The organism is Parasphingorhabdus sp. NYA22 (genome assembly GCF_976973735.1).
The window spans coordinates 1,735,519-1,752,801 of record NZ_OZ333477.1 but is presented as its reverse complement, the minus strand read 5'-3'; the positions used below and the strand labels follow the sequence as shown (position 1 = coordinate 1,752,801).

Genomic DNA, 17,283 nt, shown 5'->3' with positions numbered 1-17,283 from the left:
ATTTTGGACATGCTCACGCAAAAGCAACATGAATTGCTCTGTTTCATTGATGACAGGCTGAAGGATAGCGGCGTTTCTCCCTCGTTCGAGGAAATGAAGGAAGCGCTCGGGCTCAAGTCCAAGTCGGGCATTCACCGGCTGATCAGTGCGCTCGAGGAGCGGCACTTCATTCGCCGCCTGCCCAACCGGGCGCGCGCGCTGGAAGTGTTGAAGCTGCCGGAAGGCGGCGTGCACGAAGCGGAGCCCTCCAATGTTGTCTCGCTGCACCCGGAAACACCGGTGCGCGAAGTCATTTCCAATCCTGCTCCGGCTGCCAATAATGATGTGCTGGAAATTCCGTTGCACGGCCGGATCGCCGCTGGCGCTCCGATCGAGGCGATGGAAGGCCAGTCGGCGCTCAGCGTCCCGGCCGCCCTGCTCGGCCCCGGCGAACATTTTGCGCTGGAAGTGTCAGGCGATTCGATGATCGACGCAGGCATTCTCGACGGCGATTACGCGCTGATCCAGAAAACCGAAGTCGCGCGCGATGGCGAGATTGTCGTGGCCTTGATCCACGACGAAGAAGCGACGCTGAAATATCTGCGCAAGGAGGGTCGAAGCATCCGCCTCGACCCCGCCAACGCCGCCTATGAGCCGCAGATTTATGGCGAAGGCGAAGTGCGCATTCAGGGCAAGATGGCCGGATTGCTGCGCCGCTACTGATCCCGCTTGCCGCTGTCATCGCCTCCGGTCGCAGCGGCGCGATAGCGGGTCCATATATGCCTGCCGGTCCAGCCTAGCGCGGCAGATATGTGCTGGTTTTCCAGATTGATGGTCATGCCGCCAACCTGTGACAGCAGGCTGCGGTCGGCCTTTAACCAGCGCGGCGCACAGCTTTGCGGCAGCCGTCTTTCGCTGACCACAATATCCGCGCGGCGGCAGGCGGCCGACAATGCCAGGGACGGAATATAGTGAGCGCTGCGGGTCGCCAATATCTGCCAGTCCCGCTCGCCCGCACGGATCGTGACCAGACAGCTGTCGGCGTTGCAATCGGCATTCGGCCAGTCTTCGAGCGCCTGCGATTTCCCCTCCACGCCGGCATTTTCACGGATCATGTCGCGAATAAAGTCTCCGCCGCTGGTACGGAGCATCGCCAGCTCTCCCTGATCGTTGCGGATACCGACATGGCGGCCGTCACCGGTGATATAGATATCCGGTGCGCGGTTTGTGATGATGAGCAATGCCCCGATAACTGCCGGGATCACACCCCAATAGCGCCAGCGCTCTCGCCACAGACAGAGCCAGAGGCCGCCGAGCAGCACCAGTCCGAAGGCGATCACGTTCATGGTCGGCAACATCGTCACCGCTCCGGGCCGGCTTGAGACAAAATGGGCCAATGCGATCAGGCTGCCCAGTGCCTGTTCGCAGAGCCACCAGACCGGCGCGCCCAGTCCGACGCTATCCAGCACCAGGGCCAGCGCCTCCAATGGCATGATCACGAAGGTCGTCAGCGGGATGGCGATGATATTGGCCAGCGCGCCGTAAAGCCCTGCCTTGTGAAAATGGTAGAGCGCGATCGGCATCAGCGCGATTTCGACCACCAGACCGGTCAGGAACAGCGCAAAGATAAACCGTCCGGCGCGGCGCAGCAGGCTCTCCTCGCGCAGCATGAACATAGTCTTGATCCGCGGATGCTCGTGCAGCGCGATGATCGCGGTAACCGCCGCAAAGCTCAGCTGGAAGCTCGGCCCGACCAGCGATTCGGGCCAGAATATCAAGACAAACAGCGCCCCGGCTGCGACCATCCGCAAGGTGATCGCGCTGCGCCCCATCATCAGCGCGACCAGTACCAGCAAGGCGGCGACGCAGGCCCGGATCGTCGGCACCTGCGCCCCGGTCATCAGCGTATAGGCAACCGCCGCCAGCGCAGCACAACCAGCTGCCACTACCGGCAATCGAAAGCGCAACGCTAGCGGTGGCGACAAGGCGAGAAGCTTGAGCACCAGCAGATAGATAGCGCCGACGACGGCGGTCACGTGCAGGCCGCTAATCGACAGCAAATGCGCCAGTCCGCTGCGCCGCATCGCTTCGGCATCGGCTTCGTCAATCGCACCACGATCGCCGGTGGCCAGGGTCGCACCGATCGCCCCGGCAGCACCCGCCATTTGCGACTGGACATGGGCCGACAGCTGCTGCCGATATCGGGACAGCGCGAAAATCGGATCGGCAGGACGCAATATCCGGACATCTCCCAGCGCTTGCCCCGTAGCGCCCAGCCCCTGAAACCAGGCCCGTTCCGAAAAATCATAGGCGCCCGGCAGCGCCGGCATCGCCGGTGGCATCAAACGCGCGCGCAACTGGATCAGCGCGCCGTCCTGCAAACCGGGACCGGCCCGATCAAGCGGCACATTGACCCGAACCCGTGGCGGCAGCTCAGGATTATCGCCGGTGCTCAGCGTCAGACGAACCATATCGCGGGCCAGGACCGGCTCGACCCGCTCGATTTCGGCATTGAAAATGGTGACAAGCGGCCGCTCCAGTACTGGCGCGGCAACGCTCCACGACCGAAACCAGATCAGCGCGCAGCCGATGGCGGCCAGCAGCGTGAACCAGAACAAAGCCTTGCCGGCTCTTGTGTCTCTTCCGGCCACCACGGCCAGCAGGGCAATGCCGCCGCACAGGCTGATGAAGGCCAGCCACCAGGCGGGATTGGCCAGATTGAACCAGGACGCAATGCCGCAGCCCAGCGCCACCGGCACCCATAAGGGAAGCTTGTCCCGCTCCTTCTCGAGCTGCGTTTCAATCAATTTGGAGAGTTGCGCGCCCTGCCATAAATCAGACAATTGTCGGGGATGAAACAGCGTGCTAAGGGCGGTGCCAGTCGAACCGGAACCGGTGCCTGTGGTGCCATTCGGGCTCAATCCATCCCGCATTTCAAATACCTATCACAGGGACCTTGCAAGCGTGAATTCAAATGATGCTGAACAGCCGAAAGAGACAAATATGGTCGTAACCCGCTTTGCCCCCTCCCCGACCGGGTTCCTGCATATCGGCGGTGCCCGTACCGCCATGTTCAACTGGCTGTTCGCCCGCCATCACGGCGGAAAAGCGCTGCTGCGGATCGAAGATACCGACAAGGCCCGCTCTACCCAGGAAGCGATCGATGCGATTTCCGAAGGGCTTGATTGGCTGGGCCTCGACTGGGACGGCGAAACGGTGTTCCAGTCGGAACGCGCCGAACGCCATGCCGAAGTCGCCCACGAACTGCTGGCATCGGGCAATGCCTATAAATGTTTTGCTACCCCCGACGAACTGACCGAAATGCGCGAAAAGCAGCGGACCGAGAAAAAGCCGATGCGCTATGATGGCCGCTGGCGCGACCGCGATCCCTCGGAAGCCCCGGAAGGCGCGCCGTTCGTGATTCGCCTGAAAACCGAAACCGCCGGCAAGGTCACCATCGCCGACATGGTGCAAGGCGATGTGTCGGTCCAGAATGGCGAGATTGACGATTTCATCCTGCTGCGCTCCGACGGTACGCCGACCTATATGCTCGCCGTGGTTGTCGACGATCATGACATGGGCGTCACCCATTTGATCCGCGGCGATGACCATCTCAACAATGCTTTCCGGCAACTGGCGCTGATCAAGGCGATGGGCTGGGCCGAGCCGGTTTACGCGCATATTCCGCTGATTCACGGCAATGACGGCGCCAAATTGTCCAAGCGCCACGGCGCGCTGGGCGTGGACGCCTATCGCGACATGGGCATATTGCCCGACGCGATGTTCAACTATCTGCTGCGCCTCGGCTGGGGCCACGGGGATGACGAGATCATCTCCCGGGCACAGGCGATCGAGTGGTTTGCGCTGGAAGGCGTCGGCAAATCGCCGTCGCGCTTCGACGCAAAAAAGCTGCAGAATCTGAACGGCCAATATATGCGGGAGGCCGACGACGCGGCCCTCGTACGGCTCGCGACCCCTTGGATAGAGCAGGAATTGGGCACAACATTATCCGCTCCGGACAGTGAATTGCTCGGCAAAGCCATGCCGGTTTTGAAAAGCCGGGCGAAAAATCTGATCGAATTGGCCGGATCCAGTCTTTTTCTCTTTAAAAAACGCCCACTTGGCCTCGACGAACGGGCAGAAAATCTGCTAGACGATGATGCAAGGACGCTGCTTAAATCGATTCACCTTGGCTTGACTGATCTGGAAGACTGGACACTTGAGGCAACGGAAGAAGTCATAAAAGCGATCGCGGAGTCTGCCGAATTGGGGTTAGGAAAGCTCGCACAACCTATGCGCGCGGCACTGACAGGAAGTACCAGTTCACCCGGAATTTTTGACGTCCTGATACTTCTTGGCAAAGAAGAATCATTGGGGCGTCTTGCAGATCAAATAGAAAAAACCTGATTTTTCAGGAGCAGAAAGGACAATATCGTGGGCGATAACGCAAAATTCAGCATCAATGGCGACACTCATGAATATCCGATTCTGACGGGCACAGTAGGCCCTGATGTCGTAGATATTCGCAAATTATACGGCCAGACCGGTGCCTTTACCTATGACCCGGGCTTCACCTCGACCGCCAGTTGCGAATCCGAGCTGACCTTCATCGATGGCGGCGAAGGCGTATTGCTGCACCGTGGCTATCCGATCGAACAGCTTGCCGAGAACAGCAGCTTCATGGAAGTCGCGCATCTTCTCCTTCGTGGCGAATTGCCGACGGCGGATGAATTCTCCGACTTCACCAATACAATCACGCGCCACACGATGGTGCATGAGCAATTGCGCGGTTTCTATCAGGGCTTCCGTCGTGACGCCCACCCGATGGCAATCATGTGCGGTGTGGTTGGCGCATTGTCGGCTTTCTATCATGACAGCACCGACATCAACGATCCCGCCCAGCGGATGATCGCCAGCCACCGTCTGGTCGCGAAAATGCCAACCATTGCCGCCATGGCCTATAAATATTCGATCGGTCAGCCGTTCGTCTATCCGGATAATGAACTGTCCTACACCGGCAATTTCCTGCGCATGACATTCGGCGTTCCCGCCGAGGAATATGAAGTGCATCCGGCGATTGAAAAAGCAATGGACCGGATTTTCATCCTCCATGCCGATCACGAGCAGAACGCATCGACCTCGACCGTCCGGCTTGCCGGTTCTTCGGGTGCCAATCCGTTTGCCTGCATCGCGGCCGGCATAGCCTGCCTCTGGGGCCCTGCCCATGGCGGCGCCAATGAAGCAGCGCTCAACATGCTGAAGGAAATCGGCCACCCCGATCGCATTCCGGAATATATTGCACGCGCCAAGGACAAGGACGATCCGTTCCGTCTGATGGGCTTTGGCCACCGCGTTTACAAAAATTACGATCCGCGTGCATCGGTGATGCAGGAAACCGTGCGTGAAGTATTTGAAACGCTGAAGGTCAAGGATCCGGTCTTTGATGTTGCCCTGAAGCTGGAAGAAATGGCGCTCAACGATCCGTATTTCATCGACAAGAAACTGTTCCCGAACGTCGATTTCTATTCGGGCATCATCCTGTCGGCGATCGGTTTCCCGACCTCGATGTTCACGGTATTGTTTGCCCTCGCCCGCACCGTCGGCTGGGTCGCACAGTGGAACGAAATGATTTCCGATCCAGGCCAGCGCATCGGTCGCCCGCGTCAGCTCTACACGGGCCCTGCGAAGCGCGACTATGTGTCGATCGACAAGCGGTAAAGACTTTAGATATTGAGAAAGAGGGGAGCCGGCGTGCTCCCCTTTTTTATGCGGTCTTCCGCTCTGGCAGTGACAGGGTGAAGGTCGACCCCTTGCCGGCCTTGCTGTCTACGGTCAGGCTGCCGCCCATCGCGCGAGCCAGACGTCGGGAAATGAACAGTCCCAGCCCGCTACCGCCGTCGCCGGACCGTCCCAGACGTTCGAATTTCTCAAAAATCCGCTCCAGATCCTCCGCAGCGATCCCGTCCCCCTGATCGGTCACGGCAATCCGGGCGAAGCCCTCTTCGGCAGAGACCCGCAGCTTGATCACCGAACCATCCGGCGAATAGCGAATCGCGTTACCGATAAGATTGACGAGAATTTGCAGTGACCGACGGAACTCGCCGCGGGCAGGACGTTTTTTGCTCTCGTCTGGAAGATCTATCCGGATATGATGGTCTGCCGCCTTGACCGCGAGCAAGCCTGCCGCGCGGTGTGCCAGATCCACCAGATCGATATCATCGCCAGCAACGGTGAATTCGGGTCGTTCGATCGCCTCGAGATCGGAGAGATCATTGACGAGGTCGAGCAAATGCCGTCCCGCCGAAGCAATATCCTTGGCATAGCTGGCATAATCGCCGCGTAGCGGGCCTTCCAGCTTGCTGCTGATCGTCTCGGCATTGGCGATAATCTTGCCGAGTGGCTGGCGCAGGGCCGGGCCCAGCTGCATACCAAACAGGCTGTCACTGATCAGTTTTCCGCTGGCATGCTTTATATCTGTACCATTGGCTGCCGGAACATCTGGCGCGTCGTCCGGCGTCGCCGTGAAACGATAGCCGGCGAACAAGCCGGCCTTGTCGATAAGCGGATTGCCCTGCAGCACGAACAGGCGTTGCGCTGCATTCTTCTGCCGCATCCGCTGATTGCGGATCGGCTGGCGCTCGGCCACGGCTTCCAGCAGACTCGCGTTCGCCGAAGGCGGAATTACGTCATATATGTCGAGCAGAGACTGGCCGATGACGTCGAAATCCTGCCCTGCTTCTCCCGACATTTGCTGGGCAATGATCCGCAGCGCCGCATCGGTGCGAATCGCTCCCCGGCCTTCCAGCCGGTCAAAATCGCGCTCGCGCGACGGATCGACCTTGTCGCTCTCGTCATGCGGATATTCTTTCCAGTCGATGATCGAAAGGCTGAGCGGATCTGTCTTGTCCGAGGCAGAGAATCGCGTTTCGACCCACATTTCAATGCGGGATTCGTCATCCGAAGCCTGTACCGGGCGCGAGAGATTCATGCCCAGCCGGCGGCTGAGACGGCACAATTCGGCCAGTTCGGGCACAGCCAAAGGCCCGCCCTCCTTGCCGCCACAGCGCAAATGAAGCCGCATCAGCAGCTGATCGGCCGAAAGAAGCAATCCATCGACATCCACCTGCCCCGACACCGGCTCGGTCAATTTGCGATCGGTGGTCATTTTCTCTGAATATCCAGAAAGTCATCGGAAAGAAGCCGTTCGGCATTCTGATAGGCATCAGGTGATGCCCAGCGCGACACCAAGGCCAGACAGCGGTCCCGGTCGGTCTCGCCATAGGTTGCCGCAGTCAGAATATGGTCGCCGCCGTCGAGCGCGGCAAATATCGACAGGGCTTCCTGTACCGGAAAATCCGCCGCACGCATGACAACGACAAAACGCGCCATATTCGGCTCGGCCGTGAAGGCTACAATCTGGTCGCTGGTCAGGCCGGATTGCCGGGCAAGCCGCGCGACAAACAGCGTCAGGCCGTCTCTCATCGGATGAGGAATGGAATTTTTTTCTGCTTCGGACTGGTCGAGCAACTGGGCCAGACGCTCGGCCTTGCGCGCCACGCCAGCACTTTCGTCATGCGCGGCGAGCAGCCGTTCCGTCGCCTGCTGCAGCTGCGGGCCGGAGAAACCGGACAGTTTGGCAAGCGCGGCGGTTACCGGCCAGGCAAAGGCATAGGCAATTTCCGGCGGTAAATCGGCAAGACTGGCGGCAATCTGACCTGCCGCACCGGTTGTCTTGGACTGGGCTATCAGCAATCCCATCGCCGCTTCGGCGACAGCCGGATCCTCATGATCCAGATGGCGGGTCAGCGTCGATTCCAGATCTTCCTGCGAAATCTTCTGCAGCAATCTTGCCGCCAGTTCGCTCTGCTGTGTTTTGACAAAGAGATGCTGGACGATTTCGGGGGCCTTCAGCAGACCGGATTGCTCAAGCATGGCATAGCTCTGGCCATCACCGCCCTGTGCGATACCCAGCAGCACTTGCTGGCTGACGCCCAGATCCTGGGTCGCGATGATGCAGATACGTTGTTCAATCTGGCCGACGACGCTACGCAGATATTGCTGTGCATTCGAACGCATGCGGTCGTTGAAAATAACGTCGGTTCTGGGAAACAGGGCCTGCGCAAAATCATCAGCCACGAACGAGGCTTTATCGGCCATCGCGCTAGCGTGGCGGACAATATCATTATGCTTGCTTCGATCCATCGGGAAAACTCGCTGTGCCATAGCTAGGCCGTAACCTAATGTGGTTAACAAGCCGCTAAGCCGAATATTGCTCTATTCGCCCCGCGAACCAGATATTTTCGGCGATTTTTTGGCCAAATAGCGATCGAGAAGGAGCGACAGGCCGGAGTAGAGCGCGGCGGGGTAAATGCCGTAGCTGATTGGCCCGAAAATACTGGTCACAAGCAGGATCAGCAGGATCAGTCGCAGATCCGGCCTGATCAGGGCGAAGCGAATATTCTCCGGCGCGGCGCGCAAGAGCAGCAGATGCGCCAGCAGCAATGCGAAAATAACCAGATTGGGCGTTATGGTGATCGCGTCAGAGGCCTGCAGCAACAGAATGGCCACACCGCTGGCCACAATCACATCCAGCGCCATCGCGGTCCAGTCCCGAATTTTCACGACACTGTCAAATTGCACCATCGAGGTCCGGGCAAATTGCGCAACGCTGCCGAAAAACAGCAGGCCGAGCGCAGGAATAGAATAACCGAAAGCCGCCGTCGCTATGCCGGCAAGTCCCGCAGCCAGTGAGAAAATCTGCAGATATTGCGGGGCAGCCTTCCTGGTCCACAGCCTGGGAAGACTTCGCTTGATCAGGGGGCGCAGCAGAAAGCGGTTCAGGAAATTGTCCTTTTCGCCGGGCATTTCTCGCAACTTGCGCCGGGTATATTGCGCCGCGCTGATCTCGCTCTGGATATGGGAAATCGCGCCCGATCCCATCCGTCGGTCCGAGATGATCGCGCGCGGGCAATCGGCCTGAACAGCGGTCCGCAGCAGTGCCGATCCGATCTCCCATTCATCCGGAATATCAATCATGGCAACCAGCCGCGCTGCGTTGAGCGAGACGATCCCGAGCCAGCGCTGGTTGAGGTCAATACGCTCGAATTCCTGATATTCCTCGGCATGCAGCACGGTGAACAGCAATTCCTGCGGCGCTCCGCTCAGCTGACCGACAATCTCGTCATTGGGAATGATGCCGTCGGCGATATAGACGATATGGTCCTGATCACTGGCATATTGGACAAGGTCACTGGGGCTGCGAACATATTCTGCATCCAGTCCCTGCTGCTTCATCTCGTCGATTTTCTGTAAAAGCGCGCCGTGGGTCACTGGACAGAGGAAGATAAATTTCTCGCAGCCGAAGCGCTGCGCGGCCTGAATCTGCAAATCGAGCAAAGTGCCGGCGAACAACGGCAGCAGGGCTATTGGCCCGGTACCGTCAAGATCGTCTTTTGCCAGAGAAATCAGTGCCAGTTTCACGAAATTTGGGGTCCCGAACGATGAAGAGGAAGCATGCTCCTGTCCATAGATGGTGGCGTGCGGACATGCCAACCTATATTCAGCAATCTATCGGTTTGAATCTCCGCTTTTGGGTGGGAAGTGGCCAGCGAAACGCCTGTTTTCTAACGGCAGTGCCATCTCGAATGCGGACACTGGATTGGCTTGCATTTGGTATACTGTCCCCGAAAATTGGGACTGCCGTCGTGGATCGCGAACTGGTCGCCAATGCTGGTCGCATGCTAAACGTGACGACTTTGGGCACGTACACAACCGAAGCGCCATCAAGCGCCGATGAGGCGGTCGACAAAGTGAATTTCAAAAACGGCTTTTGCCGGCGCGTTATTGGCTGGAGTGAAATTGAACGCGCGAAACGTTAGTGTGTTTCGCAAATAGCCGCTACAATAACGGTTAAACAAAACAAAAAAGGAAATCGATATGCGTGCATGGGCCCTGAAGAGCCGTCCCGCCGGTACCCCGGTGGCTGATAATTTCCAGTTGATAGAGGCAGCCGATGCCCCGCTTGGCGAAGGCGAATATCGCATCACCAATAGCTGGCTGTCGGTTGACCCCTATATGCGCGGCCGGATGAATGACGTGAAAAGCTATGCTCCCCCGTTCGGCATCGGTGAAGCGATGACCGGCGGCGCGGTCGGCACGGTGACCGAAAGCAACAACGCGGATTATCCAGTCGGATGCAAAGTGTTGCATATGGCGGGTTGGCGCGACACTGCTGTCGCTGGCGGCAGCAATCCTCCCGAAGGCGGAATGCCACCGGTGAAACTTCCCGATCTCGGTGTTCCCGACCAACATTGGTTGTCAATCATCGGAATGCCCGGAGGCACTGCCTGGTTTGGCTTGCTGAAAGTCGGCGCGGCCAAAGAAGGCGAAACCGTTTTCGTGTCTGCGGCGGCTGGCGCGGTTGGCTCGACCGTTACCCAGATAGCCAAGGCCAAGGGGATGACCGTGATCGGATCAGCCGGCGGCGCTGATAAATGTGCATGGGTTAAAGAAATCGGCGCCGATGCCTGCATCGATTACAAGGCCGGTCCGGTATTGCCGCAATTGCGCGCAGCCTTGAAAGAACTCGGCAAATCCGGCGTTGATGTCTATTTTGACAATGTCGGCGGTGAACATCTCGATGCGGCGCTCGCCTGCTCCAACGAACGCGCCCGTGTGGCGATTTGCGGGATGATTGACGTTTACAACAATCAACAGGCGCAATCGATGCAATATCTGACCATGATCATTGGCCTGCGCATAAAGATCGAAGGCTTCCTCTATCCCGATTTCGCCGCGCAAGTGCCCGAATTCAACGCCGATATGGCGAAACTGATTGCATCGGGCGCTGTGAAGGGCCGTGAAACGGTGATGGAGGGACTGGAGAAAGCACCGGACGCGTTCATCGGGTTGTTTACCGGCGCGAACACCGGCAAGATGCTCGTCAAGGTTTAGGGTTCCGGCGGAAGTAGGTTTTATTGACCGCAACATCCCGATAGCGGAATGTTGCGGTCGATCTACGATACCGACAAAGCAGACACTAGAGCCGAATAACATGAACGACCGCTTTTGGGGCGGAAACGGAAATTTGAACCGGGACATTACCCGATATTCTGGTGATACCGACGGACTCGACGCGCAGGAGCCGGAATATCAGTCCCGATGGGCCTCGACCGCAGAAACGGCGCGTTCCAGTTTCTGCAAGATGACCGGATCGCCCGGCGCGCTATGGGCGGCCTCGTCGGCGAGCTGGAGAATCTTGGTCGCAGAGAAACTCGCGGCCAGTCCTTTCAGGCGCCAGGCGGCATATTCCCAATTGGCGTCACAACGGGCCCTTCCGAGCAGGTCGACCTGCCGTTTTGCGCTCTCCAGAAAAGCCGCACGCAATTCTGCAATAAGGGGTTGATCATCCCCCACTGCAGCCGTCAGAGCGGCATCTAAAGCTCCATAATCAAATGACATTCCTGCCGTTTACACGCAATATGGTTAACTTATGGTTTCTATGATCTGATATTGTGTTAAATAGTCCCATGGCAGGTGAATCTAAGATAATCGGGATGTGGCGCGGTCGGGACGAAAATACCGACGAGGACCAGACAACAACAACCACGAGCGTGGAAAGCGAAGCGCTCGACCGGGCATCGGAAGAGCATGATTTTTCCGAAGAAAATCAGCAAAATAGTGATGGTTCGTCGGAAGATGACTGGAATCATTATGCCGATGATCTTGCCTCTGCCCCTGCCCGTTCCCGCTTCATCCCGCTGCTGTTGTTAGCCATTGCCGGGGTCTGCTGGACCGGATTTTTCCTCTGGGCCAACCGCGACATTTTTACAACAATGGTCACGCCCAAGGCCGGGATCGACCTGCTGACCCAATGGTGCCTGCCGGTCGCCACGCTCGGAATTGCCTATCTGCTGTACATGCGTAACAGCACCCGTGAAGCCGGTCGCTTTGCCGATGTCGGCCTTTCGCTGCGCACCGAGTCCGAATTGCTCGAAACCCGGTTGAAGACGGTCAACAATGAACTGAGCGTCGCCCGCGAATTTCTGAGCCAGGAAAGTCGGGAACTCGAGTTTCTCGGAGACCAGTCTTCCGGCAAGCTGACCACAGCCGCCGGCCTGATCCGGAAATCTCTGGAAGACGGTCTTGGCAAGATGCAGAAGCTGGATGATGTCGGCGGTGCCGCCTATAAGAATCTCGAGCAGTTGCGCGAACATTTGCCGGTGGTGATCAACACCGCCAAGGACGTGACCAACCAGATCGGCAATGCCGGACGCACCGCCCAGACAGAAATGGCGGCAATGGTATCCACGCTCAAGAAAATCGGCGAAGTTGGCACGACGGCCGAGCATAGCCTCACCGCCCTGACCAATAAATCGACCCTGTCGGTCGAAAATCTTGCCGTTGAAGCCGAGCGGATCAAGGCCAGCCTGACAGAACAATTGCAGGAAGCCGAGGCCGGATCGGACCAGCTGTCGGCCCTGTTGCGGAAAACCACATCAGAAACCGTTGAAACCATCCACAAGACACGGGCGCGGCTCGCCACTGAAGCTTCGGACTCGACCACAGCGATGCGGGCCGATCTGGACGCGCTGGAAACAGCGCTGGCAAGCGCCGGACAAATTGCTGACGGGGAAGAAGTGCGGCTGAAAGCGCTGGCCGAGACGCTCAATCAGAATATCTCCGAGATAGCAGAAAATCTCACGAAGCTCGACAATGACAGCGGCGACAAGACAGCCAAGCTGGCCTTTGCCATGACCGCGATGGAGCAGAATAGCGAAGCTCTGCAGCAGTCGCTTGAAAAAGGCTATGGCGTCGCCGATGGCATGATCGAGCGGATGGAGAGACTGCTGGTCGCGCTCGACAGCAGTGCCCGGGAAATGGACGAGACCCTGCCCACGGCTTTCGAACGGGTATCGGAGAAATCACAGGAAAGTCTGGCACTTTATGGCCAGATTGCCCGCGAAGCCCGCAAGGCGCAGGAAGACGCCGGCAGAGTGGCGCAACAGGTTGCGCAGACCGACCATTCGATCACCAAGCAGCAGGAACAGCTTGGCAAATTGCGCGACAAGGGCGACGACGCGAGCAAGTCGATCGTCCAGCAGATTGACGATATTTCAAAAGCCATCGAGGCCGTGCGCGAGCAGAATGAATCATTGGCCGAAAGCGCTGGCGAGAAGATGATCAGCGCGCTGTTGCGGGTCAAGGACACCGCCAAACAGGCTTCAGAACATTCGCGCCAGGCGCTTGAAAATTCTATCGCCGGCTCGACGCAAAAATTCGAAAAGATGAGCGAAGAAGCGCTGAACCGGATTATCGATGACAAGATCGCCTCTATTGCGCCTAAACTGGAACAGGCGGTATCAAGCGCGGTTGTGACCACCCAGTCCACCGCGGCCCATCTCACCGATCAACTGGCGGCAATCGAGGATATGACGACGAAGCTGGAGCAGCGCATCCTGTTCGCCAAGGAAAAGGCCGAGCAAAGCAGCGACGAAAATTTCACCCGGCGGGTGGCGCAGTTGACCGAATCGCTCAATTCCATCTCGATCGATGTCGGCAAGATTCTGTCGAACGATGTTACCGACACCGAGTGGGCTGCCTATCTGAAAGGCGATCGCGGTATCTTCACCCGGCGGGCGGTTCGTTTGCTCGACAATAGAGAAGTCCGCGAAATCCTCGCGCAATATTCAGGCAATGACGAATTCCGCGAGCATGTGAACCGCTATATCCATGATTTCGAAGCGATGCTGCGCGGCGTATTGGCTACCCGGGACGGCAGTGCGATCAGCGTGACCCTGCTGTCATCGGACGTCGGCAAGCTTTATGTCGCGCTGGCTCAGGCGATCGAGCGCCTGCGCAACTAGCGTCAGGTGCCTAGCCCATCCGTTTCCGGCTATCGAAGAAATCAATCGTGTCGATGCTGATCCAGCCATAGACATAGTTGAGATAGAATAGGGCAAATCCAGCTGTTGCGAGCAGAGTCGTAAGCAATAATACCCGCAAGGGACGGAAATTTGCCGGCGCGCCGTCCGATTGCCCCTTCACCATTTCTTCGCCGGTTTCATGGTGACTGCGAATCCCGATTGGCAGGATGATGAACGCGGCGGTCACCCAGAATAATACATAGATCGCGAAGACGGAGTAGAGTTGCATGACCTGCTAGGCCTCCACTGTGAGCACCGAAACGATGGGTTTCTTGCCCGTCCACTCGGTCGCACTGCGACGGACGAGCAAGCGGATCGCTTCATTGAACTTGTCGATATCGCCAACCGGTTTGGAATATTTGCCGACAATCTTGTCGACTACCTCGTCGAGGAAATCCTCTTCGTCTTCCTCGAGCGGTACGCCATGCATTTTCAGCACCGGCTGTCCAAAGATATTGCCCTTGTGGTCGAGACCGATAGCAACGGAGATCATTCCGTTATGGGCTGTCTTGCGGCGGTCATTCAGGGTTCTGCCGTCGGCAGGGATTATCACGTCGCCGTCAACGACAAGCCGTCCGGTGCGTTCCTGCCCCACTATTTTCGGTCCATTGGGCGCCAGACGCACAACGTCGCCATTCTGCTGGAATATCGCTTTTGGAATGCCCTGCTCCAGCCCGAAAGCGACCTGGGTTTTCATGTGGCGGATCTCGCCATGGACCGGCACCAGTATTTCCGGTTTGATCCATTCGTACATTTGCGCCAGTTCCGGCTGTCCGGGATGGCCCGAAACATGGATATGCTCCTGCCGCTCGGTGATCATGACGACACCCTTGGCCGCCAGCTGGTTCTGGATCCGGCCGATGGCAATTTCGTTGCCCGGGATCTGCTTGGACGAGAAGAGCACATGATCGCCTTCGGACAATTTGATCTGGTGGCTATCGCCGGCAATCCGCCCGAGAGCCGCTCTTGCTTCACCCTGACCACCGGTTGCAATGATCATCACATCGCCGCGTGGCAGGCTCATCGCTTCCTGAAAATCGATTGTCGGCGGGAAATCCTTGAGATAGCCGTTTTCGCGACAATTCTCGATGATGCGGTCGAGCGAACGTCCGGCAACACAGAGCTTGCGGCCCGCTTGAATGGCAACCTCGCCCAAAGTCTGGAGCCGTGCGGCATTGGATGCGAAAGTAGTCACCACAACGCGGGTGTCGATTTCGTCGACCACCCGCATCAGATTGCGACGGACTTCGCCTTCCGAACCGGATGCCTTGTCGTTGAAGACATTGGTCGAATCGCAAACCATAGCGAGGATGCCATCGTCACCAATCTTCTTTAGCGTTTCCGGTGAAGACGGGACACCGAGTACAGGCTCGTCATCCAGCTTCCAGTCACCGGTGTGGAAAATCCGGCCATAAGGCGTGTCGATCAGCATCGCATTGCCTTCGGCAATAGAGTGGGCGATCGGCAGATAGCGGAAGCCGAACGGTCCGAGATCAAAACTGCCTTCATTGGGAATGATATTGAGTTCTACATCATTCTGCAGGCCGACTTCTTCCAGCTTGCGACGGATCAGGCCCGCCGTGAACGGGGTCGCGAACAGCGGAACATCAAGATCAGCGGCGAAATAAGGGACCGCGCCGATATGATCTTCATGTCCGTGGGTCAGCACGATGCCGAGCAGATCTTTCCGGTGCTTCTCGATAAATTCGAGATCGGGAAGGATCAGGTCAATGCCGGGATAGCTCGGGTCAGCAAAGGTCATGCCGAGATCGACCATCACCCACTTGCCGTCACAGCCGTAGAGATTGACATTCATGCCGATTTCGCCCGACCCGCCAAGGGCCAGGAAGAGAAGTTCTTTTTTAGGTTTTGTCATGAAGCGTTTGTTGCTCGCTGATAGAGGAAATGCAGGCCCTGAAGTGTCAGGTCCGATTCCAGATGGTCAAATACATCTGTATGTTCGTCAAATAATACGGCTAATCCGCCGGTAGCGATGATCTTGGTCGGGCGTCCGATTTGCGTTTTGGTACGCGCTACCAGCCCTTCGATCATCGCGACATAGCCCCAGAAAATGCCGATCAGCATCTGGCTTTCGGTCGTCGTGCCAATCACATTGTCGTCTTCAGGGGACTCTAGCGCAATACGTGGCAATTGTGCAGTTTTTCCGACAAGCGCATCGAGTGAAAGATTGATCCCGGGCGCGATGATACCGCCCTTATAGGCGCCTTCATAGTCGGCGACATCAAAGGTGGTGGCAGTACCGAAATCTATGATGACGATATCCTGCTTATATTTCTGATGCGCCGCGATCACGTTGAGCACGCGGTCGGCCCCTACGCTATCGGGTTGTTCCACGTCGAGCGCGACGCCCCATTCGGCTGCGCCACGACCGGCGACCAGCGGGGTGACGCCAAAATATTTTTCCGACAATACTGTCAGATTATGCAGCGCCCGCGGTACAACCGTACCAATGATTACCGCATCGACTACGCTCAGTTCCAGTCCTTCTAGCTCGAGCAGCTGCCTCAGCCAGACGACATATTCGTCGGCAGTGCGCCGCGCGTCAGTGGCGATCCGCCAGCGCGCACGAATGTCATCGCCGTCGAAGAGGGCGAAGACAACATTGGTATTTCCAGCGTCTATGGCCAAAAGCATGGGCGAATCGTCTTTCTATCCGATTGAAATGTCACCAGCGCGTATTTCGATAAGCGTTCCGTCGGTTTTTCTCAAGCGCAGCGCACCGTCCGCATGCAGGCCGGCGAATTCTCCGGTGATTTTCTCGCCGCCATCGTCGCTTGTCGTCACCGCCATACCGACCGGATGCGCCAGGCTCTGCCACTGTTCCAATATATGGGTCAGGCCGGCATCGCGCCATACGCGCAGCCATGACTCGAATCCACCGGTCAACCGATCGAGAAAGCCGGCAGCGTCCACGTCAGCGCCTTCCGCTGCCATGCTGGTCACCGACCTTCCTTCCACCTGAGGGGCTTCGGCAATATTCACGCCGATACCGACCACAACCTGTTCTTTTACCCGTTCAAGCAATATGCCGCAGATCTTGGCCTCCGATACGAGCACGTCGTTCGGCCATTTGAGCAGCATCGGCACATCGGGCAAGAAGGATCGAATGGCCGCATGGACGGCCAGTCCGGCGACAAAGGACAAGGAGGAAGGCGCTGGATCAGACGGCCGAATATCGACCACTGTGCTGCAAAACAGATTGCCTTGCGGACTCTCCCATTTGCGGCCCCGGCGCCCTACCCCGCCCGTCTGTTTCTCGGCCCGCAGCCAAAAACCTTCCGGTGCACTGCCGGCAAGAGACAGCGCCTTCAGGTCCGCATTGGTCGATGCGGTTTCGGCAACAGTCTCTACGAATATA

General features: G+C 57.8%; 15 protein-coding genes. 6 read left to right on the top strand and 9 right to left on the bottom strand.

Going from position 1 to position 17,283, the window contains the following annotated elements:
* Positions 1–9: 9 nt before the first annotated feature.
* Positions 10–702, top strand: a complete 693-nt coding sequence (lexA, locus tag ACWFTY_RS08460) for a transcriptional repressor LexA (protein ID WP_447526820.1) — start codon at positions 10–12, stop codon at positions 700–702.
* Here the strand turns inward: lexA and ACWFTY_RS08455 are convergent.
* Positions 696–2,912: a ComEC/Rec2 family competence protein gene (locus ACWFTY_RS08455; protein WP_447526819.1), complete on the bottom strand. Its 2,217-nt coding sequence runs from the start codon at positions 2,910–2,912 to the stop codon at positions 696–698. The genes lexA and ACWFTY_RS08455 overlap by 7 nt on opposite strands.
* 70 nt (positions 2,913–2,982) lie before the next feature.
* Between ACWFTY_RS08455 and gltX the strand changes: the two genes are divergently transcribed.
* On the top strand, positions 2,983–4,386 hold the full coding sequence (gltX, locus tag ACWFTY_RS08450; RefSeq protein ID WP_447526866.1) for a glutamate--tRNA ligase: 1,404 nt from the start codon (positions 2,983–2,985) through the stop codon (positions 4,384–4,386).
* Between the two features lie 27 nt (positions 4,387–4,413).
* Positions 4,414–5,697: a citrate synthase gene (locus ACWFTY_RS08445; protein ID WP_447526818.1), complete on the top strand. Its 1,284-nt coding sequence runs from the start codon at positions 4,414–4,416 to the stop codon at positions 5,695–5,697.
* Between the two features lie 46 nt (positions 5,698–5,743).
* On the opposite strand, the gene ACWFTY_RS08440 is transcribed toward ACWFTY_RS08445, so the two are convergent.
* From ACWFTY_RS08440 to ACWFTY_RS08430, 3 genes are all read right to left on the bottom strand, one after another.
* Positions 5,744–7,144 carry a sensor histidine kinase gene (locus tag ACWFTY_RS08440; RefSeq protein ID WP_447526817.1) on the bottom strand — a complete coding sequence of 467 codons (1,401 nt, stop codon included), beginning with the start codon at positions 7,142–7,144 and terminating at the stop codon, positions 5,744–5,746.
* A complete protein-coding gene (locus ACWFTY_RS08435; protein WP_447526816.1) occupies positions 7,141–8,181 on the bottom strand; it encodes a hypothetical protein in 1,041 nt (346 codons plus the stop codon). Before ACWFTY_RS08435 ends, ACWFTY_RS08440 begins: the two co-directional genes overlap by 4 nt.
* Positions 8,182–8,253: 72 nt before the next feature.
* Positions 8,254–9,459: a hypothetical protein gene (locus ACWFTY_RS08430; protein WP_447526815.1), complete on the bottom strand. Its 1,206-nt coding sequence runs from the start codon at positions 9,457–9,459 to the stop codon at positions 8,254–8,256.
* Positions 9,460–9,683: 224 nt separating this feature from the next.
* Here ACWFTY_RS08430 and ACWFTY_RS08425 point away from each other — a divergent pair, with 224 nt between their 5' ends.
* Positions 9,684–9,857: a phosphoribosylglycinamide synthetase C domain-containing protein gene (locus tag ACWFTY_RS08425; protein WP_447526814.1), complete on the top strand. Its 174-nt coding sequence runs from the start codon at positions 9,684–9,686 to the stop codon at positions 9,855–9,857.
* Between the two features lie 58 nt (positions 9,858–9,915).
* Positions 9,916–10,932, top strand: coding sequence for an NADP-dependent oxidoreductase (locus tag ACWFTY_RS08420; RefSeq protein WP_447526813.1), 1,017 nt, complete (start codon positions 9,916–9,918; stop codon positions 10,930–10,932).
* Positions 10,933–11,130: 198 nt separating this feature from the next.
* Here the strand turns inward: ACWFTY_RS08420 and ACWFTY_RS08415 are convergent, their stop codons facing one another.
* The gene (locus tag ACWFTY_RS08415) at positions 11,131–11,439 is read right to left on the bottom strand and encodes an Hpt domain-containing protein (protein ID WP_100095058.1); all 309 of its coding nucleotides are present in this window, start codon (positions 11,437–11,439) and stop codon (positions 11,131–11,133) included.
* Between the two features lie 68 nt (positions 11,440–11,507).
* On the opposite strand from ACWFTY_RS08415, the gene ACWFTY_RS08410 reads away from it, so the two are divergent.
* Positions 11,508–13,844, top strand: a complete 2,337-nt coding sequence (locus ACWFTY_RS08410) for a hypothetical protein (RefSeq protein ID WP_447526812.1) — start codon at positions 11,508–11,510, stop codon at positions 13,842–13,844.
* A 10-nt stretch (positions 13,845–13,854) separates the two neighbouring features.
* Here ACWFTY_RS08410 and ACWFTY_RS08405 read toward each other — a convergent pair whose 3' ends face one another.
* From ACWFTY_RS08405 to ACWFTY_RS08390, 4 genes are read right to left on the bottom strand one after another with little or no spacing between them, the layout of a single operon-like run.
* Positions 13,855–14,133, bottom strand: a complete 279-nt coding sequence (locus ACWFTY_RS08405; RefSeq protein ID WP_447526811.1) for a DUF1467 family protein — start codon at positions 14,131–14,133, stop codon at positions 13,855–13,857.
* Positions 14,134–14,139: 6 nt separating this feature from the next.
* Entirely contained in the window at positions 14,140–15,780 is a 1,641-nt protein-coding gene (locus ACWFTY_RS08400) for a ribonuclease J (protein WP_447526810.1), read from the bottom strand.
* Entirely contained in the window at positions 15,777–16,559 is a 783-nt protein-coding gene (locus tag ACWFTY_RS08395) for a type III pantothenate kinase (RefSeq protein ID WP_447526809.1), read from the bottom strand. Before ACWFTY_RS08395 ends, ACWFTY_RS08400 begins: the two co-directional genes overlap by 4 nt.
* Positions 16,560–16,574: 15 nt before the next feature.
* Complete coding sequence (locus ACWFTY_RS08390) at positions 16,575–17,282, bottom strand: biotin--[acetyl-CoA-carboxylase] ligase (protein ID WP_447526865.1); 708 nt, start codon at positions 17,280–17,282, stop codon at positions 16,575–16,577.
* Position 17,283: the final 1 nt, after the last annotated feature.